Raw genomic sequence first — 23846 nt, 5'->3', positions numbered from 1 at the left:
AACGGGCCTGAATAAGGCCTTTTCCCACAGGTCTGATCTTTCTATGAAGGGGCCTTCCCAGAGCCAAGAGACAGCATGACCGAGCCTCAGATCACTCCCGAACTCGTCGCCTCCCACGGCCTCAAGCCCGACGAGTATGAGCGCATCCTGAAACTGATCGGGCGCGAGCCGAGCTTCACTGAGCTCGGCATCTTCTCGGCCATGTGGAACGAGCACTGCTCGTACAAGTCCTCACGCATCCATCTCAAGGGCCTGCCGACCAAGGCGCCGTGGGTGCTGCAGGGGCCGGGTGAGAATGCCGGCGTGATCGACATCGGCGACAACCAGGCCATCGTGTTCAAGATGGAGAGCCACAACCACCCCAGCTATATCGAGCCCTATCAGGGCGCGACCACGGGCGTCGGCGGCATCCTGCGCGACGTCTTCACCATGGGCGCGCGGCCGATCGCGTGCCTGAACGCGATCTCGTTCGGCGCGCCGGAACATCCGAAGACGCGCCACCTCGTCTCGGGCGTCGTCGCCGGCATCGGCGGCTACGGCAATTCGTTCGGCGTGCCCACGGTGGGCGGCCAGACGCGCTTCCACACCCGCTATGACGGCAACAACCTCGTCAATGCGATGGCCGTCGGTCTCGCGGACGCGGACAAAATCTTCCTGGCAGCTGCCTCCGGCGTGAACATGCCGATCGTCTATCTCGGCTCCAAGACCGGCCGCGATGGCATCCATGGCGCGTCGATGGCCTCGGCCGAATTCGACGATGCGTCGGAAGAGAAGCGCCCGACCGTGCAGGTCGGCGACCCCTTCGCCGAGAAGCTGCTGCTGGAAGCGTGCCTCGAAATCATGGCCGCCGATTGCGTGATCGCGATCCAGGACATGGGCGCCGCGGGTCTGACTTGCTCCGCCGTCGAAATGGGCGCCAAGGGCGATCTCGGCGTCGAGCTCAATCTCGATGCGGTGCCGACGCGCGAAGAGGGCATGACGGCCTATGAGATGATGCTGTCGGAAAGCCAGGAGCGCATGCTCATGGTGCTGAAGCCCGAAAAGGAAAAAGAGGCCGAGGCGATCTTCAAGAAGTGGGGCCTCGATTTCGCGATCGTCGGCCATACCACGCCGACGCTGCGTTTCGTCGTCAAGCATGGCGGCAAGACCATGGCCGACCTGCCGATCAAGGAGCTCGGCGATGAAGCACCGCTCTATGATCGTCCGCATGTGCCGTCGCCCAAACTGCCGGTGATCGCCGCGCGCGACGTGACCGCGCCGGCCTCGCTGGTCGATGCACTGGTCAAACTGATCGGCACGCCGGACCTCTGCTCGAAGCGCTGGGTGTGGGAGCAGTATGATCACGTGATCGGCGGCAACACCGTGCAGCGCCCCGGCGGCGATGCCGCAGTGGTGCGCATCGAGGACGGCCCGAAGGGCATCGCGATGTCGGTGGACGTGACGCCACGCTATTGCGAGGCCGACCCGGTCGAGGGCGGCAAGCAGGCGGTGGCCGAAGCGTGGCGCAACATCACCGCGGTCGGCGGCAAGCCGCTGGCGGTGACGGACAATCTCAACTTCGGCAATCCCGAGCGGCCCGAGATCATGGGCCAGCTGGTCGGCTGCCTGAAGGGCATCGGCGAAGCCTGTGTCGCGCTCGACTTCCCGATCGTGTCGGGCAATGTCTCGCTCTACAACGAAACCAACGGCCGCGGCATTCTCCCGACCCCATCGATCGGTGGCGTCGGCGTGCTCGATGATTTCACCAAGTCGGCGACGCTGGCCTTCAAGAAAGAGGGCGAAGCGATCCTGCTGATCGGCGCCACCGAAGGCTGGCTCGGCCAGTCCGTCTATCTGCGTGATGTCTGTGGCAAGGAAGAGGGCGCCCCACCGCCGGTCGATCTCGCCACCGAAAAACGCAATGGCGACGTTGTGCGCGGCATGATCCATGCGGGCACGGCGACGGCGGTGCATGACATCGCCGATGGTGGTCTGCTGGTCGCGGTTGCCGAAATGGCAATGGCGTCGGGCATCGGCGCCAAGCTCGACGCTGCGCCATCATCGATCGTGCCGCATGCGTTCTGGTTCGGCGAGGATCAGGCGCGCTACATCGTGACGGTGGCGGAGAATGATCTGCTCACCGTGCTGTCGAAACTGAAGAATGTCGGCGTGCCCTGCGTGCAGATCGGCGTCACCGGCGGACACACGGTGGCGATCGACGGCGAGAAGGCGGTCGATATCAAGGCGCTCGTGCATGCCCATGAGAGCTGGCTGCCGAATTATATGAGCGGCAAGGTGGCGTAAGGCGTCAGTCTATGCTTGTCGTCACCCGGCTCGACCGGGTGACCCAGTAATCATCGCAGTCGAGGTGATTACTGGCAGTAGCGTGTACTGGATCGCCCGGTCATGCCGGGCGATGACAACTGAGTTTCAATAATTCAAGCCGCGATCCACGGCATGCAGCAGTGGCTCGCCGCTCTCTGACCGCGCGATATTCTCCGTGATCTTTTCTGATGCGGTGCTAACGCGCGTGGCCGCTGCGATATGCGGCGAGATGGTTACGCCCGGATGTGACCAGAACGGATGATCCGCCGGCACCGGCTCGGTGCGGAACACATCCAGCGTCGCCTGCGCCACCTGTCCGCTGTCGAGGGCTGCGATCAAGGCGTCATCGACGATCAGCGTGCCGCGGCCGGCATTGACGATGAAGCTGCCCTTCGGCAGCAGCGCCAGCCGTTCGGCATTCAGGAGATCGATGGTCTCCGGCGTCTGCGGCAGCAGCCCGACAAGAATCTCAGCCGAGGCCAGTGCCTGCGCGAGGCTCTCCGTGCCGGCCAGGCAGCGAACGCCTGCCACATCGCGCGGGCTGCGGCTCCAGCCGGTAACGCGAAAGCCGAGTTGTGCCAGCGCCGTTGCGGCTGCCGATCCCAGCTCGCCGAGGCCCAGCACCGTGACCGAGCGATCGGTGGCGAGGGGCGGGACATGCTGCTCCCAGGCGCGCGGCTTCTCGCAGACATAACGGTCCATCCCGAGATGCGCGCGCAACACGTGGCCGACGACCCATTCGACCATGCCCTGCCGCAAGCCATCATCGACCATCCGGCACAGCGGCTGTGTCAGCGTGGCGTTGCCGACGATCTTCTCGACGCCGGCCCACAGGCTCAGGACCGCGCGCGTGTTGATGAAAGGCGCAAAGTCGGTGATGGGGCCGCCGGTCGCGTGGATGATGTAGTCCACGTCCTCAGGCGCGATCTCGCCGAGCAGCCCGGCGCGGGCGTCGATGTTCTTGCGCTGGAGGGCTGCGAGAATGGGATCGCGATAGTCTTCGAGCACGGCCGGCGTGACATTGAAGAGTAGATTGATCTTGTCGCCGTTGCGCGCACGCATGCTGGTCTCCTGGAAGGTCGTCGTGATTTGCGTGTGAAGGGCGCTACAGCACCCGCGTCATGCCCGGGATCTGCCGCAGCGCGCGCGTGGCGGCCCAGCTGATCGCCAGCGTGCCGGCAAAGGCGATCAGGGCCTTCGGCTGCGCACCCCAGGGCATTTTCAGCATCGCCCATTGCAACCACAGCATCGGGATGTAGTGCAGCACGAAGATGCCATAGGCATCGCCGCGCAGCGGATCGAAGATGCTTTTCTCGCGCTGGCCGAAGCGCACGAACAGCGCCAGCACGGCGAGGCAAATCAGCGTGCAGGCGATGGCGTAGATCACGCCATAGCTCGACTGCCACCAGACCGGCGGGGCGCCAGTGAGGTTGGACAGCTTCATGCGGCGGAAATTGATGAGATAGGCGAGCGAGCCGAACGACGCAGCGGCTGCGATGGTCCACCAGAGCCACTGCTTGGCGAGAGCGCCGGTGCGGGCCAGCAGGCCCTGATCGATATTGGCGGCGCCGATGCCCATGCCGGCAAAGAAGAACACGCCATAGATCGCCATGCGGCTGAACTGCACCTGCAGCGGGCCGAGGCTGAACCAGCGCACGGCGCCGACCGTGAACAGGAACGGCACGTAAGAGATCACAGCAATGATCGCGAGCGCGGCGATGAACAGCCACGGCCGCTCGAAGGCGCGGATCGACAGCCGGTTGATGCCATCGACCAATCTCGGCGCGAACAGGAAGACCGGGATCGCGACCAGATCGAGAAACAGCAGGTACCAGATGAACCAGCCGGGGCCGGCGAACCATTGTCCCTGCTTGAAATTGTTGATGTAGAACTCGACAAATCCGGTCTTGTTGGTGGAGAGGCTGAACGACGCGTAATAGGCGATCGGCATCAGCACGAAGATCATCGCCAGGAAAGGCAGTCCCAGCCGGAGCGCGCGATCGCGCAAGAAATCCAGGATACCCTTGCGCTTCAGGCTCGGCCAGACGAACAGGCCCGACAGCATGAACATCAGACACATGAAGAAGGTGTCGTTGAACAGTGTCAGGACGTTGAAGCCGAACCAGCGCTGGTCATCGACGATGGGCGCGGTCGACCAGAGATAGTGGTTGGGGTAATAGCGGCCGAAGGCGGTGTAGGCGACCACCGCGTGGTTCGCGAGCACGAGCAGCGTGACGAAGGTGCGGGCGCGATCCAGCGCAGCGTTACGGTCTGACATGGTGGTCCGGCGAGCCCCTGCTGTGCCGCGCCAGTGGCGCGGCCGTCGCATTATCAATCGGACGCCATGATAAGGGGCGAAGCGCGTCCCGGCAATTCGCCGGGGTCAGGCGGGCAAGATCTCGATCTTCACCTTGTCCGGATAGAAAGCGAGATAATCTTTAATCTCTTCCATCGCCGGAAATGGCGTTTCATAGGTCCAGATCGCGTTGTCCAGCACCTTGTCCGCGGTCTTGATGCTGTAATAATTCGCGTCACCCTTATAGGGGCAGTGGGTCACGCGCTCGGTGCGCGTCACGGCATCCATATTGGCGTCGGCACGGGGGATGTAGAACACCTCGGGATAGGTCGCTTCCTTCAGCGTCACCGCCTTGGTGGTGTCGGCAATGACGACATCTCCGGCGGTCACGCGGATATGCTTGCCGGAGGGCGTAATCGAGATGGGATGGTCCGGGCCGGGGACTTTCATGGGGCTACCCTCGTGACGGTCAAATTGCTGTCCTCTCAGATGTGACATCCGACCCGCCTTTAAAAGGGGCCGATCACGGATTATCATCATGGGAATGCCGCGCTGCACGCGATAGGCTGGAGACCCCGGCGGCACAATCATGCCGCGATTCGAGATTTCTGGAGACCCGACTGATGCCGATGGACGCCCGCGATATCGAGACCATGATCAAGGCCGCGATTCCCGACGCGCAGGTGACGATCCGCGATCTCGCCGGCGACGGCGATCACTACGCGGCCACGGTGCTGTCGGAAAGCTTTCGCGGCAAGTCGCGCGTGGCGCAGCACCAGATCGTGTACCAGTCGCTGAAGGGCCAGATGGGCGGCGTGCTACACGCGCTCGCGCTGCAGACGGGCGTGCCGGAAGGCTAGCTCGGCTTGTCATCACCCGCGAAAGCGGGTGGTCCAGTATTCATCGCCAGCCGTGCTTGCCACTGTCTTCAGCGTGTACTGGATCGCCCGGTCGAGCCGGGCGATGACAGTGAGAGATTGCGACAGCGCGGGTCTATTCCACCGCCACCAGGGCATGCACCGAGAACTGATCCTCTGCATCGGTCCATGACGATTTCGGCTCCCAGCCCGAACCACGCGCCAGCGCTGCAAAGCGCTCGATCGAGTATTTGTAGCTGCTCTCGGTGTGGATGCTCTCACCCGCGCGGAATTTGAAGCTGCGACCGAGCAGATGCACCGTCTGGGGCTCCTTGGCGATCAGATGCATCTCGATACGGTGGCGCTCCTTGTTGTAGATCGCGCGATGCACGAAGGCGCCGAGATCGAAATCGCCGCCGAGTTCGCGGTTGATGCGCACGAGCACATTCTTGTTGAACGCGCCGGTGACGCCGGCGGCATCGTTATAAGCCGCCTGCAGCACGCGCTCGTCCTTTTCAAGATCGATGCCGATCAGCATCAAGGCATCCTTGCCAAGGATTTCGCGCGCTGACCTCAGAAAGGCGCAGGCTTCGTGCGGATCGAAATTGCCGAGCGTGGAGCCGGGAAAAAAGCCGACCTTCGGCATCGCCTTCACTGCGTCAGGCAGATCGAAGGACGCGGTGAAATCAGCATTCACCGGAAGCACATTCAGCGCGGGGAAATCCTTGCGCAGCTCCTTCGCCTGGTCGGCGAGAAAATCACCTGAGATGTCGACGGGCACATAGGCGCCGAACGAGCATTGTTCGAGCAGCAGGCGAACCTTCGTTGTCGCACCAGCACCGAATTCAACCAGCGCGGCATCCTTCGGAATGATGGAGCAGATGTCCTTGCCGCGGGCGCGGAGAATGCCAAGCTCGGTCCGGGTCGGGTAATATTCCGGAAGTTTTGTGATCTGCTCGAACAGCTGCGAGCCGGCTTCGTCATAAAAGTATTTCGGCGACAGCTTTTTGGGCTGCTGCGACAGTGCTTCGGTCACATCCGCAGCAAAAGCCGTGGTCGCGGGATCGAGCTCGGCCAAAGCCAGCGGGGCGTGGACGTTCATGATACTCTCCTCAACGCAATCGCGATGGATGCGGGGTGATGCTCAATTGCCGTAGTCTGCGAGGCGCAGGCCGGTGAATTGCCAGCGATGGTGGGGGTAGAAGAAATTGCGATAGGTGACGCGGCTGTGGCGGTCAGGCGTCGCCAGTGACGAGCCGCGCAGCACATACTGGTTCACCATGAACTTGCCATTGTATTCACCGAGCGCGCCTTCGATGGCGCGATAGCCGGGATAGGGCGCATACGAACTGCGCGTCCATTGCCAGACGATGCCATAGGCATCGTTGAGGTTATTGGCGCGGGTCGCGACTTCCCATTCCATTTCGGTCGGCAAATGCTTGCCGCTCCAGCGCGCGAATGCATCGGCTTCATAATAGCTGATGTGGCACACGGGCGCGTCGGGATCGATCGGCTGTAGACCACCCAGCGTCATGATCTGCCACTCGCCATCGATCTTTCGCCAGTGACCGGGGGCTTGCCATTCCTCGCGCGCAGCAGCCGCGAAGCCATCCATCAGCCACAGCGTCGCCTTGTCGTAACCGCCGTCATTCATGAAGGTGCGCCACTCGGCATTCGTCACGAGATTGCGCTGCAGTTTGACCGGGCCGACAAGGGCGCGATGGGCGGGCTTCTCATTGTCGAAATGGAAGCTGTCGCTCTGATGACCGATGGTGTGGATGCCTTCGGTCAGCGTCGTCCATGCATCGCCATCCCGTGTCGTGGCCGGGAAGTGCCAGCCAGCGTCATAGGCCGGCGGAATCGGGTTCTGGGCGAAGGCGTGCAGGATGTCGGTGAACATCAGCTCCTGATGCTGCTGCTCGTGATTCATGCCGACGTCGAGCAACGGGATCAACGACGCCAGTTTCTCATCGCTCGCGGTCTCGAAAAACGTCACCACGGCATCATCGACATGGCGACGATAGGCGGTGACTTCATCGGCGCTCGGGCGTGTCAGGTGTCCGCGCTGCGCGCGCGCATGGCGCGGGCCGGCGGAGACGTAATAGGAATTGAACAGATAGGCGTAATCGGGATGGAAGACCTTGTAGCCCGGCTGATGTTCGCCGAGCAGAAACTGCTCCCAGAACCAGGTGACATGCGCGCGGTGCCATTTGGCCGGGCTTGCATCGGGCATCGACTGGATCAGCTGATCTTCCGGCGATAGCGGCGCGGCGCGGCGCTCGGTCTCGTTGCGGACCGCGAGATAGGCCTCGGTCAGTTGTTGGGCGAGGCCGCTTCTGGCAATCGGAGCTGCGGGCTGGGCGGATGCTGAGGGCGTCACGTAAGTCTCCGATTTGAGGGGAGAACGTCAGTCTTCCGGATGGGTTCCGCAGAAACGGTTTGTCCTAGATAGGGTGCCCCAAACGGGATGAAAGGCTCCCCGTCATATAAATCCGTGTCCTGATGGCTTGGACAAAGCTGCGGAAAAGCGCCCGCCGGGCGGCCGGCCGGGCCGCAAATGCGGGTGAAAATCGGCTTTCGGCTTGGGATGCGAAACGGTTTCGGCTACATATATGGGCAGGCGAGGGCCGCTGCGCCGGACGGGCCGGCCGCGACCAGGGTGCGAGCAAGGATGCGATCATGAGCATTGAGCAATTCATTGAGAACGAAGTGAAGACCAACGACGTGGTGCTGTTCATGAAGGGCACGCCGCAGTTTCCGCAATGCGGGTTCTCGGGCCAGGTGGTCCAGATCCTCGATCACGTCGGCGTCGGCTACAAGGGCCTCAACGTTCTCGAATCCGCCGACCTGCGCGACGGCATCAAGACCTATTCGAACTGGCCGACCATTCCGCAGCTCTATGTAAAGGGCGAATTCATCGGCGGCTGCGACATCGTCCGCGAGATGTTCCAGGCGGGTGAGTTGCAGACCCTGCTGGCCGAGAAGGGCGTCATCGAAGCCCAGGCTTCGGCCTGATCTTTCAGCGACACATCGGGACGGCGACGCTTGGCGTCGTCGTTGCCGACATCACCACGCTCCGCGTGGATGCCATCGTCAACGCCGCCAATGAGACGCTTCTTGGCGGCGGTGGCGTGGATGGCGCGATCCATCGGGCCGCCGGCCCGGATCTGCTCGCCGCATGCCGCACTCTTGGCGGCTGTGCCACTGGCGACGCCAAAATCACCCTCGGATACCGTTTGCTTGCGCGGCATGTGATTCACACCGTGGGTCCGATCTGGCATGGCGGTGGGCAAGGCGAAGACGCGGCGCTCGCCTCCTGCTACCGGCGCTCGCTTGAGCTTTGCGAGGCGAATGGACTGGCAACGGTGGCGTTTCCGGCGATTTCCACCGGTGTCTATGGCTTTCCGGCCGAGCGGGCCGCTGGCATCGCGATACGCACCGTCATCGACACCCTGCGCGCGACACCCGTTGTCCGCGCCGTCACCTTTTGCTGTTTCTCTCAACCATCTGCCGAATTGTATCGACGCGAACTCGGCGAGCCTCTTGCCTGAGGTCGGTCCGCCGTTAGACTTCGCGCGGTCTGGTCACGAGGATGTGCGATGAAGCGACGGAGTGTGATGCGTGTATTGGCTGCCGGCGCGGTGTTCGCCGCCGGTGCCAGTGCGTTTCTGTTCCAGACCTTCGCCGCAGCGGAAGATCGCTTTGCCGCCGAAGGCACGTTCGATATCCCGGCCGGCGCGCATTTCTCGCAGGAGAAGCTCAAGGCCATCGACGCGTTCTTCAAGACGCAGATCGACAACGGCAAGATCCCCGGCGCCATCGTGCTGATCCAGCAGCATGGCAAGCCGGTCTATGAGCGTTTCTTCGGCGAGCGCGATCCCGACACCAAGCAGCCGATGACTGCGGATACGATCTTCCGCCTGCATTCCATGTCAAAGCCGATCACGTCCTTTGCGGCGATGATGCTGATCGACGAGGGAAGGCTGAAGCTGGACGATCCCGTCTCGCAATACATTCCATCTTTTGCAAAAGCCAAGGTCGGCGTCGAGAAGAAGCTGGAGAATGGCGAGAAGGGGCTGGAGATCGTGGCGCCGAACCGGCCGGTCACCATCCGCGATCTCTTGCTGCATACGTCCGGCGTCACCTACGGCTTTTATGGCAACAGCCTTGTGCGCCGCGCTTACGGCAATGCGGATATCTACAATGGCGATTTCGACAACAAGGAGTTCGCCGACCGCATCGCGCAGCTACCGCTGGAATTTCAGCCCGGCACCATGTGGGACTACGGCCACTCCACCGACATTCTTGGTCGTGTCATCGAGGTCGTTTCCGGCAAGACGCTGCTCGGTTTCGAGGAAGAGAAGCTGCTGAAGCCGCTCGGCATGACCTCGACCGGCTTCTATGTGAAGGAAAAGGCCAAGGAAGCCCTGCTCGCCAAGCCGATGGGCTGGGATCGCGATTTCCGCACCGGCCGCCAGAACCGCCCGGAGACCTACCAGAAATGGGAATCCGGCAGCGGTGGCATGGTCTCGACCCTGTCGGACTATCGCAAATTCGCGCAGATGCTGCTCAATGGCGGCGAATATGACGGCAAGCGCTATCTGAGCGCGGCCACATTCAAGGACATGACCACCGATCACATCGGCAGGGACAGTGGCATTGCGCGCGACGCTCTGTATTTCCCCGGCGATGGCTTCGGCTTCGGCTATGGCTTCGCCGTGCGCACCGATGCCGGCAACGCAAAACCACCACCGCCGGGATCGCTCGGCGAATTGAAATGGGACGGCGCCTCCGGCTGCTATTTCATCATCGATCCCAAGCAGGATTTCTTCATGATCCTGCTCGAACAGACGCCATCGGAACGTCAACGCATCCAGCGCTCGCTCAAGCTGCTCGTCTATGAAGCGCTGGAGAAATAGCGCCGCTGCCATTCTGCTGCTGACGCTGTGCGGCGTCGGCGCGAGTGTCGTGCCGATCTCGTTTGCCCGAGCCGAGAAAGCGCAATCCGTTGCGCGCACGTTCTCGCAGGACCAGCTGCTCAAGCTCGACGATTACTTCCTCGGAATGGTCGCGGAGCGTAAAATTCCCGGCGCCGTCGTGCTGGTGCAGCAGCATGGCAAGCCGGTCTATCTCGATACATTCGGCAATCGCGACAGCGGTCATCCGATGACGGCGGATTCGATCTTCCGGCTGTATTCCATGAGCAAGCCGATCACATCCGTTGCCATCATGATGCTGGTCGAGGACGGCAAGCTCAAGCTCGACGATCCTCTGTCGAAATACATTCCGGCGTTTGCAACGGCCAAAGTGGGCCTCGACGCGAATGGCGGTGACGAACATGCCAGCTTCGGGCTCGTGCCACTGCAACGCCCGATCACCATCGCCGATCTGCTGAAGCACACATCCGGAATCACCTATGGATTCTATGGCGATGACCCCGCGCGAAAACGCTATGCGCAGCTCGATGTGTTCGGGCGCGATTGGGACAATGCCTCATGGGCGGAGCGTATTGCGAAACTGCCGCTGGCGGAGCAGCCGGGCACGCTGTGGAACTACGGGCACTCCACCGACATTCTCGGACGCGTGATCGAGGTCGTCTCCGGCGACACGCTCTATCATGTCCTGCGCGATCGCTTGTTCGCGCCGCTGGGGATGACCGACACGTCATTCTACATCACTGACTTGAATCATCGCGAACGTGTTGCCGAGCCTTTTGCGTCCGACCGCATGGTCGGGCCGGTGGTCGGCATGCACGATCCTGCCGAAGTCATGCGCTGGGAGGCCGGTGGCTCCGGTCTTGTCTGCACAATCGCAGATTATGCGCGCTTCCTGCAGATGCTGCTGAACGGCGGGACCTTGGACGGCAGGCGCTATCTCACGGCTGCAAGCGTGAAGGAGATGACGCGCGATCACATCGGCCCCGGTAGTGGCGTTGCGCGCGACTATTACTACTTTCCCGGTGCGGCCAGCGGCTTCGGCTATGGCTTCGCCGTGCGCACGAAGGAAATTGCGGAGGAGCCGGGACCGCTCGGCGAATATCGCTGGGATGGTGTCGGCGGCACCTTCTTCTGGGTCGATCCTGCGGACGATATGTTCGTTCTGGTCATGACCCAGGCGCCATCGCAGCGCTGGCGCATGGAAGTGGATGTGCGCAAGATCGTGTATGATGCGCTGAAGTAGCGATGTTTCACTCACCTTGTCATCACCCGCGAAAGCGGGTGATCCAGTAGACGCAGGTTGTTGTGACTACGACGCTTGCCGGTGTGTACTGGATCGCGCGGTCAAGCCGGGCGACGACAGTGGGGATTATACTGCCCGCACGATCTCCCGCACCAATCCGAGCGTCTCCTCGATCATCGCCGCAGTGACATCCAGATGTGTGCAGGCGCGGATGCGGCCATCCATGGTGGCCAGCGATACGCCTATCGTCCGCAGTGCCTTCACCATGTCAGAGCTGCTGATGCCCGCAGCCGCGGGATCGAAGAAGACGAGGTTGGTTTCCGGCTCCTGCACTTGAACCCCATCGATCTGCGCAAGCCCGCGCGCAAGCGTCCGTGCATTGGCGTGATCGTCGGCCAGTCGATCGATGTGATGATCGAGTGCGTGGATGCACGCGGCCGCCACGATACCGGCTTGCCGCATCGATCCACCGAGCCCTTGTTTCCAGCGCCATACCGCATCGATGTAGTCGCGCGTTCCGGCGAGCACGGCACCAATCGGCGCGCCGAGCCCTTTGCTGAAATCGATCCACACCGAGTCCCAGCCGTTGGACATGTCGCGTGCATTGATGCCCGTGGCGACGCAGGCATTCAGCAGCCGTGCGCCATCCATATGCGTGGCCATGCCGCGTTCGCGCGCGATACTGACGATCGCATCGAGATCGCTTCTCGCCCAGATCGTGCCGCCGCCGATATTGGCCGTCTGCTCGACGCTGACGAGCGTTTGTGCTGCCTCATAGCGCGTGCGCGGATGCAGCGCTGCGCGCAGTGTCTCTGGTGTGAACTTGCCGTCGTCGCCATCGAGCCCGGTAATCTGAAATCCGCCAAGCGCGGCGTGTGTGCCGCCTTCGCGCGAGAGGATATGCGCGGTGCGATGGGCAAGGATCTCGTCACCCGGCCGGCAATGCGCAAGCAGGCCGGCGACATTGCACATGGTACCTGACGGCATGAACACCGCCGCGTCCTTGCCGAGCAGATCGGCCACGCGATCGCACAGCGCGTTGACGGTCGGATCGTCGCCCACCTGTTCATCGCCGACTTCTGCCGCTGCCATCGCCGCGCGCATTTCAGGCGTCGGCCTGGTCTGCGTATCCGACAGCAGATTGATGCGAACGGCTGGCTGCGATGGATCGGGGCGGGCAGGGGTGAAGGGCATGAAGACGTCCGTGTTGGTTAGATGCAGCCTATCCTGTGATCGTCAGGGCTTCTACACACGCGCCTGTCATCACCCGCGAAAGCGGTGATCCAGTAGACACCTTTCGCATGTGAGTACACTCGCGGCCTGAGTTTGCTGGATCGCCCGGTCAAGCCGGGCGACGACGGGATGGGCGTATACGCCAACAAAAAAGGCCCCGGAAAACCGGGGCCTTTTCATCTTCGTCGCTGGAATAATTAGCGCGAATAGAATTCGACGATCAGATGCGGTTCCATCTGCACGGCGAACGGAACGTCCGACAGTGCGGGAATGCGGATGAAGCGCGCGGTCATCTTGTTGTGGTCGGTTTCGACGTAATCCGGCACGTCGCGCTCGCCGAGCTGCGAGGCTTCGAGAACGACGGCGAGCTGCTTCGAGGATTCCTTGACCTCGATGACGTCGCCGACCTTCACGAGGTAGCTCGAAATGTTGACGCGCTTGCCGTTCACGCGGACATGGCCGTGATTGATGAACTGGCGGGCGGCGAACATGGTGGCGACGAACTTGGCGCGATACACCACGGTGTCCAGGCGGCGCTCGAGCAGGCCGATCAGGTTTTCACCGGTGTCGCCCTTGAGGCGCGAAGCCTCGACGTAAACGGCGTAGAACTGACGTTCGGAAATGTTGGCGTAATAGCCCTTCAGCTTCTGCTTGGCGCGCAGCTGCGTGCCGAAGTCCGAGAGCTTGCCCTTGCGGCGCTGGCCATGCTGGCCGGGGCCGTATTCGCGCTTGTTGACCGGAGACTTGGGACGACCCCAAATGTTCTGGCCCATGCGGCGGTCGATTTTATACTTAGCTTCACTACGCTTTGTCATCGCGTCCTCGATGTTCAATGGTGGATGAGGAGACGCGCCCTCCTGTATGCCGGATGATCTTTTGAAGGATATTCCGGCACCGACAGGTTCATTCCCAAAGCTGGGAGGAGAACCACGGGTGCGAAACGCTTCGCGGGCCGAAAACGGCCCGCGAGCAAGGCGGTTTCTAGGGGGCAGGGCCCGTTATGTCAATTCAACGACAGGGCTTTTTGCCATTTTGACGGCCCGCATGCCAATTTGGAGGCCTGCAGAGGCCAAAACTGGCGATTGGGCCGGATAATAGCCGGTTCCCGTAGATTAAGCCCCTATTTCGGCGCTGGCGTTGCCACCGGCTTGCCGTCCTCGACCACATAGATGGCCAGCAGCTTGAGCCCCTTGGCACCGGTTTTCACGTCATGCGGGATGCCGGCCGGCACGGCATAGGAATCACCGGTCTTGAGCTCCTTGTCGGGCTGGCCTTCGACGAGCAGCGTGGCTTCGCCATCCAGCACATAGCCGGTGTCGACGCCGGGATGGGTGTGGCGGCCGGCGAGCTGGTTCGGCCCGATCTCGGCAACCACGGTCACGATGTGATGGCCTGCGGGATATTTGATGTCCTGCAGCGGCGTGCGCTTGATGCCTTGCGCGGAGGCCGTGCCGGCGGCAAAGGCGGCAATCGTGGCGCCGAGCAACAGTGGCTTCAGAAAGCTGGTCTTGAGCATGTAGGTCTCCCTTTGCCGTTCTCTTGCTGGAACGGCGCAACGGAAGGCTAGCAGTGCGCCGGGGAAAGTCGAGCGATCTCGCTAGGCTGCCACCTGGCCACCAAAGAATGGCGCCAGCGTTTCCGGCCAGGCATGGCGCTTGCCGGAGGTATAGAGCAGCACGGCATCGCCATGCGGGGCGCCGGACTGGAGATCGCCGATGAGGCCAACCACGCGACGCGCGATCGCGGGCGCGGGATCGATCCAGGCTACGGGCCATGGAGCAAGGCGGGTGAGCTCCGCCAGCAGCAGCGGGTAATGCGTGCAGGCCAGCACCACGGTGTCCGTGCGTGCACCGGAGGCGTCCTGCACGAAGCATGGCGCAATCTCGGCGAACAGATCCGCATCGCTCACGCCGCTGCCGCCGCTCAGTGCGCTCTCGGCCAGCGAGGCGAGATTGGTCGAGCCGACCAGCGTGACGATGCAGCCGCCGCCGAATTCGCGGATCAGCGTTTGCGTGTATTCGCGCTTGACGGTGCCCGAGGTGCCGAGGACGGACACGCGCTTGGTCACCGAGCCCGCACAAGCCGGCTTGATCGCCGGCACGGTACCCACGAAGGGCACGCTGTAAGCTGCGCGGAGATGGCTGAGCACGATGGTCGAGGCGGTGTTGCAGGCGATGACCACCATGTCGGGTCGATGCGTGCCGATCAGTTCGCCCATCAGCGGCACGACGCGCTCGATCAGTGCCTGCTCGCTGTGCTGCCCATAGGGAAAGAATGCGTCATCCGCCACATAGACATAGCGCGCATCCGGCCGCGCCTTCGCAATCTCGCGCTGCACGGTGAGACCGCCGAGGCCGGAGTCGAAAACGAGAATGGTGGGACGCGTGGGCACGGGAGGAGCCTAAGGCAGGTTGGTTACCGCAGGGTTGCTGAGCAAGATACGGACATTCTGGCTTTTTCGGGAAGGGGCGATCGATTGTCGGGTGGGCAAAGCGCAGCGTGCCCACCAAGTGCACGGCTGGTGAAGGTGGGCACGCTACGCTTTGCCCACCTTACACGCCTGCTACGCGCTATACGGGCTGCAAAGGCTTCCATTCGCCATCCGGCATCTCGATCCGGATCGCATCGCCCGGTGCTACCTCGCCGTCGGTCAGCACCACGGCCATGACGCCGGCTTTGTAGATCAGGCCACCCTCGGTATCGCGATCCAGCGTCGCTGCTTTCAGTCCTTGCTGAAACCTGTCCATCAGCACGCAGGGCTCGCGCAGGCCGGTGAGCTCGATCACGGCGCTGGCACCGAGATGCAGGCGCGTCCCCGTTGGCAACGAAGCGAAGTCGATATCCGATGTCGTGATATTCTCGCCGAGATCGCCCGGCGCAATGGCAAAGCCTTTGCCGCGTAATTCGTCGAACAGCTCGGACGGGATCAGATGCACCTGCCGCAGGTTCGCCTTGGTCGGATCGCGGCGGCGGTCGTAGCGGTGCTGGACGGTCGCGCCCATATGGCCGTCACCTTCGACGCCAAGGCCACTGAGCAGGCGAATGCTCAGCGCCGGTGTCTTGCTGAAGTGATGGCCGCGCCGAAGGCTGACGGCGACGACGCGGGGCACACCCGCCGCCCTCATGGTGAGGAGGCGCGACTTGTCCGCCGTAGCTCGAAGAGCGAAGGCGGAAGCGCCGTCTCGAACAATGAGCCGCGGAACGTCAGAGCTTGCGGCCATCCTTCGAGACGCGGCCTGCGGCCGCTCCTCAGGATGAGGGATTGAGTCAAGACGCGCTGCCGAACACACGCTTGAAGATCGTGTCCACATGCTTGAGGTGATAACCGAGATCGAACTTCTCGGCGATCTCGTCGTCGCTGAGATACTTCTTCACGTCGGCATCGGCCTTCAGCAGCGTCTGGAAGTCGCCTTCGCCGCGCCAGACCGGCATCGCGTTGCGCTGGACCATCTTGTAGCTGTCCTCGCGGCTCGCGCCCTTCTGCGTCAGCGCGATCAGCACGCGCTGCGAATGCACGAGGCCGCCGAGGCGGTCGAGATTCTTCTGCATGTTGGCGGGATAGACCAGCAGCTTCTCGATGACCCCGGCCATGCGGTTCAGCGCGAAGTCGAGCGTCACGGTGGCGTCCGGGCCGAACATGCGCTCGGCCGAGGAGTGCGAGATATCGCGCTCGTGCCACAGCACCACGTTTTCCAGCGCCGGTGTCACATAGGCGCGCACCATGCGCGACAGGCCGGTGATGTTTTCGGTCAGCACCGGATTGCGCTTGTGCGGCATCGCCGACGAGCCCTTCTGGCCTTCGGAGAAGAACTCCTCGGCTTCCAGCACCTCGGTGCGCTGCATGTGGCGGATTTCCACCGCAAGCCGCTCCATCGACGAGGCGATGACGCCGAGCGTTGCAAAATACATCGCGTGGCGATCGCGCGGGATCACCTGGGTCGAGATCGGCTCGGGCTCCAGGCCCATCGCCTTGGCGACATGCTCTTCCACGCGAGGATCGATCTGCGCAAAGGTGCCGACGGCGCCGGAGATCGCGCAGGTGGCGACTTCCTTGCGGGCGGCGACGAGGCGCTCGCGGTTACGGGTGAATTCGGCATAGGCGAAAGCGAGCTTGAGGCCGAAGGTGACCGGCTCGGCATGGATGCCGTGGGAGCGGCCGATGGTCGGCGTCATCTTGTGCTCGAAGGCACGGGTCTTCAGCGCCGCGAGCAGGCGGTCGATATCGGCGATCAGGATATCGGCGGCGCGCACCAGCTGCACATTGAGGCAGGTGTCGAGCACGTCCGACGAGGTCATGCCCTGATGCACGAAGCGCGCTTCGGGACCGACGATTTCGGCGAGGTGGGTCAGGAAGGCGATGACGTCATGCTTGGTTTCGCGCTCGATCTCGTCGATGCGCTCCACATTGAAGGTGGCATCCTTGGCCTTGGCCCAGATCGTCTTCGCCGCGTCCTTCGGAATGGTCCCGAGTTCCGCAAGGGCATCGGCGGCATGCGCCTCGATCTCGAACCAGATCTTGAAGCGGGTCTGCGGCTCCCAGATGGAGGCCATTTCGGGACGGGTATAGCGCGGGATCATCGGCGTCTCTGCAATGTCAGGGGTTACGCCGCGCTTTAGCAGATCGAGGCGGGGGAAACCACCTCGGAAAGTGCCGGGATCACTGATTTTCCTGCGGAATTTACCCCTTTGGCAGCTTCGTTGTCACCGCCATGAAGCGCCGGTTCGGGCCAGCGTGGAATTCGTGGGCGTCGACCGTCTCGATCAATACCGCCAGCGTCTGCGTGCCGTCCTTCGCCTGATGATGATACGCCTCGGCGATACCGTAAGCAGTGACGCATCGGCGGCGTTTCGGCAGTTGCTTGTCCTGCTGCAAAATCACGGGCGCCGCGCCGTCGATGGCCAGCTGCAGCTTGAGCCCGGTGATGATCACGCTGCCAAAGGTGCCGCGGCCGCCGGCGCCGTAGCAGGAGGCCTTGCCGAGTGCCTGGTCGGACAATGTGAGCACCAGCTTGCGCCCATCGGGCAAAGTGATGTCCTGCGTGGTGGCGAGCGGCTTCGGCTCCATCTGGTAGATGCCGATCTCGTCGAGATCCATCGATGGCTTGCCGGCGAAGCGCGTGCCGGGCTCGCTGATCTTCAGCCTGTCGAGCATCGGCTTCGCCGTCTTCGCGAGATCGGCGCGGACAGCGTCCACCTCGCGCTCGTCGTCATCTTTGGTGCGAACAGCAAAGGGGGAGCCCTTCGCGAAATCGTCGATGCGTGTGTCGATCACCTGAATTTCGGCGATGACGTCGGTGGCGTCATAGAGCTGCGTATATTGCTCGAAGGCGAAATGCGTGCCGTCCGTCGAAAAGCCGATCACTGTTCGCGCGGCGGCGTCCCCCGCGTGTGCATTGCATGAAAGTGCGGCCGCAAAGACCGGGGCGAGCAGCAGTCGGTGGAGATAAGTGAGGTGTGCCATCTGCGTTGGTCGCAGACCGCGACGGAAAGTTCAGGCCGTCGCCCGGATGTCGGGTCGCGAATCCGGACCTCCGCTACATCGGGCCTTCGATCAGATCCTTCGGAAACAGTTCCTGCGACGATTCCTTGAAAAAGAAATTCGCAAGATACCATCCCTTGCTGGTCATTTTGAATGTGAAGCGAAAGTAGAGGAACCCGAAATTCTCGAAATACGCGTAGTAGACGATTTGGCGCAATGCGCCCTGATAGTCCTTGTCGTAGACCTTTTTGCCGAAGTCGAACTTCTTTCCTTCGAATTCTTTCAGGGATTTTTCAAGCTCCGCTGACTGTTCCGGGCTTCCGATGGCTTTGGCAAGCTGGGTTGCGGCATCATGAGATTTGATTTGGCTGATCAGCTTGAAGATCTGGCTTGAGAAACGGTCGGGGTCATCAATGCGCGACGGTTCTGCGGCGAGCGCAGGCCCGATCAGACAAAGAAAAACAGCCAGAACTGATATCAGCCGAATACGCATCGCAGCCTCACGATTTCCACGTGGCGGCGCTATATCATCTCCCCGCGCGCTTTCATTGCTTCGCTGCGGATACCATTAATATTCGCTTTGTAGCTCTCCATCGTGCCGCCCTTGAACACGGCCGAGCCCGCGACAAACGCATTCGCCCCCGCAGCCGCGAGCGCGCCGACATTCGCCGCCGAGACGCCGCCATCCACCTCGATATCAATTGGACGGCCCGCCAGCATGGCGCGCAGGTCGGTGACCTTGTTGATCGCCGACGGGATGAACGCCTGGCCGCCGAAGCCGGGATTGACCGACATCACCAGCACGAGATCGACGAGATCGAGCACATATTCGATGGCGCTCAGCGGCGTGCCGGGATTGAGGCTCACGCCGGCCTTCTTGCCGAGCGCGCGGATCGCCTGCAAAGAGCGATGCAGATGGGGGCCGGCCTCGGCATGCACGGTGATGTGGTCGCAGCCCGCCTTGGCGAAGGCTTCGAGATAGGGATCGACCGGCGCGATCATCAGATGCGCGTCGAAGATCTTCTTGGTGTGCGGGCGAAGCGCCTTGATGACATCGGGGCCATAGGAAATGTTCGGCACGAAATGGCCGTCCATCACGTCGAGATGAATCCAGTCGGCGCCGGCCGTGTCTACGCTGCGGACCTCGTCGCCGAGCTTGGCGAAATCAGCCGCCAGAATGGACGGGGCGATGGCCAGCGGACGGGGCGCGAAGCTCTGGGACATGGTCGGACTTCCTGAAAGGGTGGTGGCGTCGCCTCGCGTAACATGGGCGGCCTGTGGGCAGCAACGCAGCACGCGCGGGGCTGTGGAGTTCCGGCAAAATCTGCCGCCGGGGCAGGGATTGCCCGGTCCAAGGAAGCTGTGAGCTCGCGCGAGCCATTGATATCACATCGTTTTTCCGCTGGCACAGGGTTTGCTGATATTCGCCTGGGCCATGCCGGCCCGGATGGAGATCGACGATGCTCGGCGTCGCAGCGCTTGCCACATCGGCCATGGACCTTCTGCAGTCTCTGACAGCGAAGAAGACGTCGTCTTCGTCGTCGTCCAAAACGACGACAGGGCTGTCACAGGGCTCCTCGTTCCAATTGGGCACGCCGGTATCGCTTACATCGCCATCAACCGCGACGGCTGGCACAGCTGCATCCAGCGGCAGTCTTTCGACCTCGACCATGAGCGCGCTGCTTGATGCGCAAAGCCAGACCAATGTCTCGGCGAATTCCAAGACCCGCTCCGATGCGCTGAAAAGCCTGTTCAATCAGCTCGATGGCGATGGCGACGGTTCGATCAGCAAGGCCGAATTCGAGGACAAGCTCGGCGCCGGCGGCACCAATGTCGCCAATGCCGACAAGGTGTTCGCCAAGCTCGACAAGGATGGCGACGGCTCGGTCAGCATCGACGAACTCGGCAACGCCCTGAAGGGCGCCGGCAAGTCGCAACACGGCGGTGGTGGTGGTGGCGGCGGCGATTCCGATACCGCGGGGGCAACCACCAGCACGACAGTGAATGCCGATGGCAGCACCACGACCTCGATCAGCTATGCAGATGGCTCCAAGGTGACATCCACCTCGGCGGTGCCGGCTTCATCGACTGCCGCAGCCGCACGCACCTCGTATAATGCCATCGAGCAGATGATCGCCAAGCAGGCGCAGCAGATCTCAACCGCGGCGTCGTCGCTGTCGATCACCGCCTGATCGTTCGAGCTCCCGATACGCAAACCGATCCCGCACACGGTGATTGAAAAACAAGCCACGTGATGGCGCTGTGCTGAAGGCCGCGTGCACTTCGGGTGGCACCTGCGCATAGGCATACCGACGCCCGCTCGTGAACGTGACGCGCATTTCACGTGTCGCGGGGCTGTAGCTGAGATGGCGAATCGCTGTCGAGGGCATCACGGTCACTGCGTTGTTGATCAACTACAGAAACTCATACCGCCGCATTTCGTTGCGCTTCTGGTGCCGTAGGTAGCAGCCTGCGCGCGTCCGGACTTTTCGCTGCCAGATTGCCGCATATGTGGCAGCGGCGGCCCGGTCTTCATTTCTCGCTAACGTTAACGCGGCACGATTTCCAGTAGTTGTAAGTAGTTCTGGTGTCGTATGTTGCGTATCATAGTATTTGTTATCGCTATTGGTAGTTATCTACTCAGCGTCCCGGCGCGGGCGGAGGACGAGCTTTTTGCCTCCATGCGGCTGCGCGGCGGCTACGACAGCAACCCATTGTTCTCGACCGGTGGTGGCCGCGGCAGCGGCAGTATCGGCAGCGCCTTCATCGGCACCGAGGTCGGCCTGATCGCAGCGGGCAAGCAGGATGACATCACCTGGAATGCAACGGCCGAAGCGAATGCGACCCGTTACATCGCGCCGGGCATCGATCCGGCGCTTGTGGTCAAGCTCGGTCTGCGTGGCATCATGGGCGACGACGATTTTCGCGTGATCTCGACGACGTCCTTCTCGGAGATCGACACCTACAACACCAAGTCGATGGATCTCGCGCAGGCGGTGAAGCTCGAAAGCATCAAGGGCAAGATCAAGTGGTTCGTGACCGGCGAGATCGGTCTGTCGCGATTGAACCAGACCAATATCATCTATCAGGATTTCCTGCCGATCCCGCATCAGGTCCTGCGCGGCACCATCATTCCCGGTGTCAGCGTGATCCTGAGCAAGGGCGAGGTCGGCGTCTCGTTGAACCTGTCGATGCGGCGCTATGCGGAAGAGTTGGATCTGTTCGGCTATCGCCGCAACAATGAGCGCATCCAGCCATTCCTGTTCGCGCGCTATGCCGATGGCGATCTCAGCATGTTCGCGTCGGTGTCGCAGCTCTATGGGATCTGGCACGATATCGACTTCACCAATGTGAATACGACTTTGTTCGATGCCAATCTGACCTGGCGCCCGAAGCCGTTCACGCTGGAGTTGGCAGCCGTGCGGCGTGCCGGCGAAACCACCTTTCCGCTCTCGCCGATCACCATCGATACGCTGCTGACGGCGAAGGGCACCTGGCAGGTGAACGATAAGTGGTCGTTGACGGCGGCGGCTGGCTATACGGATTCGGTCTATCTCGACTCGCCCTATCGGGCGACGACCTACACTTACGGCATCGGTGCTGTGCGTGAGCTCGGCAGCGGCTACAAGCTCGGCTTCGATCTCACCCGCATCACCGGCACGCTGCTCGATGGCGAGAAGGCGCAGGGCTATATCGTCGCGTCATCGCTGTCGAAGAGCTTTGCGCCGACAGCGACGAAGCCGAAGGGGGATCTCGTGGCGAAGCCGGCGATGTGATCCCTCTCATATGATCCGTTGGAGGGCGAACGGGGGCGTACCCCCGTTCGCTGCCGAGGGAAGAGTGAGATCCCTCAGCCGTCATGTGTGATGCTGTGGATCAGCAGCCGCACCCGCCACGTCCGCCAAGGCCGACGCCAGCGCCGACATTGACGAGGAGGCCATTGCGCAGCAGGCCGCCAACCAGACCGTGCTTGCCGAGCAAACCGCCGGCATTGACGCCAACGCCGACTCCAGCGCCGACACCAAGGCCGCCACGGCCACCCAGCACGCCGCCGAGCAGACCGCCGGCATTGACGCCGACCCCAAGGCCGAGACCGACATTGAGGCCTTTGGCGTTTGCAGACGGTGCGCTCATGAGAGCGGCAGCAGTGATGGCAAGGATAGCGATCTTCTTCATGACGTTCTCTCCACTGTTGTGTGCCCTTGTTTGGACACGCGTGAAGATGCGCCGTTCAATTTAGCTCTGCAATCGAAAGGGAATTTTTACCTTAAAGGGGGCGAGTTTATACGATCGAATACATGGATTTCGGTAGTTAATTACTTTGGTAGTTAGAAGTATACCTTGGATTTCTCGGACCCTCATGGTGAGGAGGCGCAAAGCGCCGTCTCGAACCATGAGTCGGCCTGGCTCGGAGCCTACCGCCATCCTTCGAGACGCCGCTGCGCGGCTCCTCAGGATGAGGGAGGAGCTTGTGATGGCTAGTTTGGAAAGCGATCGCGCCATGCCGGCAGCGCGCCGTCGAAGGGCAGGGCGGTCGCTTCATAGACGCCACGCGCAATGGCCCGTGCGATCACATTGCCCGCAAGCATGCCGAGTTCGGTGAGTCCCACCACGGGATCGATCTCCTTCTCGCCGGTCGCTGCGGCAAACACGATGTCGCCATCCAGCGGCGCGTGGACGGGATAGATCGCATGCGCGAACCCGGTCTGCGCCATCATCGCCAGGCGCTGCGCCTGCGCCTTGGTGAGGATGGCGTCGGTGACCACCACGGCAAGCGTGGTGTTCTCGATGGCGTTCGCCGCAGGGCCGCCTTTGATGCGCAGCGCATGCATGTCCGGCGTGATCGTGCCAGGAAAGCCGCGGCCGCCGAACTCGCCATTCTGCTCGAAGGCTGCGGCCCAGAAATGCGCGCTGTCGCCCATGGTGATACTACCAACAGCGTTCACAGCAGCCAGCGCGGCCACGCGCACGCCAGCGGGCGTGACAGCGGAGGCCGAACCGAGCCCGCCCTTCAGATTGACGGTGGTCGCGCCCATCCCCGCCCCGACGCTGCCGAGAGCAAAGCTGTCGCTGGCATTGACGGCAGCCGCATAGCCGAGATCGCGATAGGGCGGGAAGCGGCCCCAGTTCTTGTCGCCGCCATTGATGAGGTCGAACAGGATCGCGCCGGGCACGATGGGGATGACGGCGCTGCCGATCTGGAAGCCGCGGCCCTGTTCGGCCAGCCAGGCCTGCACGCCGCCGCCGGCCTCCAGCCCGAAGGCGGAGCCGCCGGAGAGGGCGAGGCCGTGGATCGCGTCCACCGTATTGACGGGATCGAGCAGGCTGGCGTCGCGCGTGCCGGGGCCACCGCCGCGGATATCCACGGACGCGACGACCGGTCGATCGAACAGAATCGCCGTGACGCCGGAGGCGAGGGCAGGGTCGTCGGCATGGCCGACGCGGACACCGGCGATATCGGTGAGAAGGTTCTTCATGCGGTTCCTCCCGGCAAATT

The 23846-nt window shown here is 62.4% G+C and carries 25 protein-coding genes; 8 read left to right on the top strand and 17 right to left on the bottom strand.

Annotated elements, in window-relative coordinates; all coding sequences use genetic code 11:
* Window positions 1-75: 75 nt before the first annotated feature.
* Window positions 76-2283, top strand: a complete 2208-nt coding sequence (purL, locus tag ACIQ2A_RS08050; protein ID WP_398477657.1) for a phosphoribosylformylglycinamidine synthase subunit PurL — start codon at window positions 76-78, stop codon at window positions 2281-2283.
* 126 nt (window positions 2284-2409) lie between these two features.
* Here the strand turns inward: purL and ACIQ2A_RS08045 are convergent, their stop codons facing one another.
* From ACIQ2A_RS08045 to ACIQ2A_RS08035, 3 genes are all read right to left on the bottom strand, one after another.
* Window positions 2410-3366, bottom strand: coding sequence for a 2-hydroxyacid dehydrogenase (locus tag ACIQ2A_RS08045; protein WP_398477655.1), 957 nt, complete (start codon window positions 3364-3366; stop codon window positions 2410-2412).
* A 43-nt stretch (window positions 3367-3409) separates the two neighbouring features.
* Window positions 3410-4582 carry an acyltransferase gene (locus tag ACIQ2A_RS08040; protein ID WP_398477653.1) on the bottom strand — a complete coding sequence of 391 codons (1173 nt, stop codon included), beginning with the start codon at window positions 4580-4582 and terminating at the stop codon, window positions 3410-3412.
* A 105-nt stretch (window positions 4583-4687) separates the two neighbouring features.
* Complete coding sequence (locus ACIQ2A_RS08035) at window positions 4688-5050, bottom strand: DUF427 domain-containing protein (protein ID WP_398477651.1); 363 nt, start codon at window positions 5048-5050, stop codon at window positions 4688-4690.
* 173 nt (window positions 5051-5223) lie between these two features.
* Between ACIQ2A_RS08035 and ACIQ2A_RS08030 the strand changes: the two genes are divergently transcribed.
* Window positions 5224-5460, top strand: coding sequence for a BolA/IbaG family iron-sulfur metabolism protein (locus ACIQ2A_RS08030; RefSeq protein WP_211909409.1), 237 nt, complete (start codon window positions 5224-5226; stop codon window positions 5458-5460).
* Between the two features lie 133 nt (window positions 5461-5593).
* Here ACIQ2A_RS08030 and egtD read toward each other — a convergent pair whose 3' ends face one another.
* Both egtD and egtB read right to left on the bottom strand, forming a co-directional pair.
* A complete protein-coding gene (gene egtD, locus ACIQ2A_RS08025) occupies window positions 5594-6559 on the bottom strand; it encodes an L-histidine N(alpha)-methyltransferase (protein WP_398477648.1) in 966 nt (321 codons plus the stop codon).
* A gap of 42 nt (window positions 6560-6601) precedes the next feature.
* On the bottom strand, window positions 6602-7837 hold the full coding sequence (gene egtB / locus ACIQ2A_RS08020) for an ergothioneine biosynthesis protein EgtB (protein WP_398477646.1): 1236 nt from the start codon (window positions 7835-7837) through the stop codon (window positions 6602-6604).
* A gap of 299 nt (window positions 7838-8136) precedes the next feature.
* On the opposite strand from egtB, the gene grxD reads away from it, so the two are divergent.
* Genes grxD through ACIQ2A_RS08000 form a run of 4 tightly spaced genes read left to right on the top strand, consistent with a single transcriptional unit; the run spans window position 8137 to window position 11637 of the window.
* Complete coding sequence (gene grxD / locus ACIQ2A_RS08015; RefSeq protein WP_398477644.1) at window positions 8137-8472, top strand: Grx4 family monothiol glutaredoxin; 336 nt, start codon at window positions 8137-8139, stop codon at window positions 8470-8472.
* On the top strand, window positions 8472-9008 hold the full coding sequence (locus ACIQ2A_RS08010; protein ID WP_398477730.1) for an O-acetyl-ADP-ribose deacetylase: 537 nt from the start codon (window positions 8472-8474) through the stop codon (window positions 9006-9008). Before grxD ends, ACIQ2A_RS08010 begins: the two co-directional genes overlap by 1 nt.
* Before the next feature lie 48 nt (window positions 9009-9056).
* Window positions 9057-10376, top strand: a complete 1320-nt coding sequence (locus ACIQ2A_RS08005; RefSeq protein ID WP_398477642.1) for a serine hydrolase domain-containing protein — start codon at window positions 9057-9059, stop codon at window positions 10374-10376.
* Window positions 10357-11637, top strand: coding sequence for a serine hydrolase domain-containing protein (locus tag ACIQ2A_RS08000; RefSeq protein WP_398477640.1), 1281 nt, complete (start codon window positions 10357-10359; stop codon window positions 11635-11637). Before ACIQ2A_RS08005 ends, ACIQ2A_RS08000 begins: the two co-directional genes overlap by 20 nt.
* A 126-nt stretch (window positions 11638-11763) precedes the next feature.
* Here the strand turns inward: ACIQ2A_RS08000 and ACIQ2A_RS07995 are convergent, their stop codons facing one another.
* The 9 genes from ACIQ2A_RS07995 to rpe all read right to left on the bottom strand — a co-directional run bounded on the left by ACIQ2A_RS07995 (window position 11764) and on the right by rpe (window position 19573).
* On the bottom strand, window positions 11764-12831 hold the full coding sequence (locus tag ACIQ2A_RS07995; protein WP_398477638.1) for a threonine aldolase family protein: 1068 nt from the start codon (window positions 12829-12831) through the stop codon (window positions 11764-11766).
* A gap of 236 nt (window positions 12832-13067) precedes the next feature.
* The gene (rpsD, locus tag ACIQ2A_RS07990) at window positions 13068-13685 is read right to left on the bottom strand and encodes a 30S ribosomal protein S4 (protein ID WP_398477636.1); all 618 of its coding nucleotides are present in this window, start codon (window positions 13683-13685) and stop codon (window positions 13068-13070) included.
* 305 nt (window positions 13686-13990) lie between these two features.
* Window positions 13991-14386: a cupin domain-containing protein gene (locus ACIQ2A_RS07985; protein ID WP_398477634.1), complete on the bottom strand. Its 396-nt coding sequence runs from the start codon at window positions 14384-14386 to the stop codon at window positions 13991-13993.
* Window positions 14387-14467: 81 nt separating this feature from the next.
* Window positions 14468-15262, bottom strand: coding sequence for a glutamate racemase (gene murI / locus ACIQ2A_RS07980; RefSeq protein ID WP_398477632.1), 795 nt, complete (start codon window positions 15260-15262; stop codon window positions 14468-14470).
* A gap of 178 nt (window positions 15263-15440) precedes the next feature.
* Window positions 15441-15980, bottom strand: coding sequence for an MOSC domain-containing protein (locus tag ACIQ2A_RS07975; RefSeq protein ID WP_398477630.1), 540 nt, complete (start codon window positions 15978-15980; stop codon window positions 15441-15443).
* Window positions 15981-16137: 157 nt separating this feature from the next.
* The gene (gene purB, locus ACIQ2A_RS07970) at window positions 16138-17448 is read right to left on the bottom strand and encodes an adenylosuccinate lyase (RefSeq protein WP_398477628.1); all 1311 of its coding nucleotides are present in this window, start codon (window positions 17446-17448) and stop codon (window positions 16138-16140) included.
* Between the two features lie 100 nt (window positions 17449-17548).
* A complete protein-coding gene (locus ACIQ2A_RS07965) occupies window positions 17549-18331 on the bottom strand; it encodes a DUF2259 domain-containing protein (RefSeq protein ID WP_398477626.1) in 783 nt (260 codons plus the stop codon).
* Window positions 18332-18404: 73 nt separating this feature from the next.
* Window positions 18405-18842 (bottom strand): hypothetical protein, encoded by a 438-nt coding sequence (locus ACIQ2A_RS07960; protein WP_398477624.1) that lies wholly within the window; start codon window positions 18840-18842, stop codon window positions 18405-18407.
* A 29-nt stretch (window positions 18843-18871) separates the two neighbouring features.
* Window positions 18872-19573, bottom strand: a complete 702-nt coding sequence (rpe, locus tag ACIQ2A_RS07955; protein ID WP_398477622.1) for a ribulose-phosphate 3-epimerase — start codon at window positions 19571-19573, stop codon at window positions 18872-18874.
* 236 nt (window positions 19574-19809) lie between these two features.
* Between rpe and ACIQ2A_RS07950 the strand changes: the two genes are divergently transcribed.
* Window positions 19810-20541, top strand: a complete 732-nt coding sequence (locus ACIQ2A_RS07950; RefSeq protein ID WP_398477620.1) for an EF-hand domain-containing protein — start codon at window positions 19810-19812, stop codon at window positions 20539-20541.
* Here the strand turns inward: ACIQ2A_RS07950 and ACIQ2A_RS07945 are convergent.
* Window positions 20506-20739 (bottom strand): KTSC domain-containing protein, encoded by a 234-nt coding sequence (locus tag ACIQ2A_RS07945; protein WP_398477729.1) that lies wholly within the window; start codon window positions 20737-20739, stop codon window positions 20506-20508. The two genes, ACIQ2A_RS07950 and ACIQ2A_RS07945, sit on opposite strands and share 36 nt — an antisense overlap.
* A gap of 291 nt (window positions 20740-21030) precedes the next feature.
* Between ACIQ2A_RS07945 and ACIQ2A_RS07940 the strand changes: the two genes are divergently transcribed.
* Entirely contained in the window at window positions 21031-22125 is a 1095-nt protein-coding gene (locus ACIQ2A_RS07940; protein WP_398477618.1) for an outer membrane beta-barrel protein, read from the top strand.
* 100 nt (window positions 22126-22225) lie between these two features.
* On the opposite strand, the gene ACIQ2A_RS07935 is transcribed toward ACIQ2A_RS07940, so the two are convergent.
* Both ACIQ2A_RS07935 and ACIQ2A_RS07930 read right to left on the bottom strand, forming a co-directional pair.
* Window positions 22226-22525, bottom strand: coding sequence for a hypothetical protein (locus ACIQ2A_RS07935; RefSeq protein ID WP_398477616.1), 300 nt, complete (start codon window positions 22523-22525; stop codon window positions 22226-22228).
* A gap of 302 nt (window positions 22526-22827) precedes the next feature.
* A complete protein-coding gene (locus ACIQ2A_RS07930) occupies window positions 22828-23826 on the bottom strand; it encodes a P1 family peptidase (protein WP_398477614.1) in 999 nt (332 codons plus the stop codon).
* Window positions 23827-23846 lie beyond the last annotated feature (20 nt).

Source organism: Tardiphaga sp. (assembly GCF_044336785.1).
Taxonomy (GTDB): Bacteria; Pseudomonadota; Alphaproteobacteria; order Rhizobiales; family Xanthobacteraceae; genus Tardiphaga.
The sequence above is the reverse complement of the archived record's forward strand: the minus strand, read 5'-3'. Positions and strand labels throughout refer to the sequence as shown.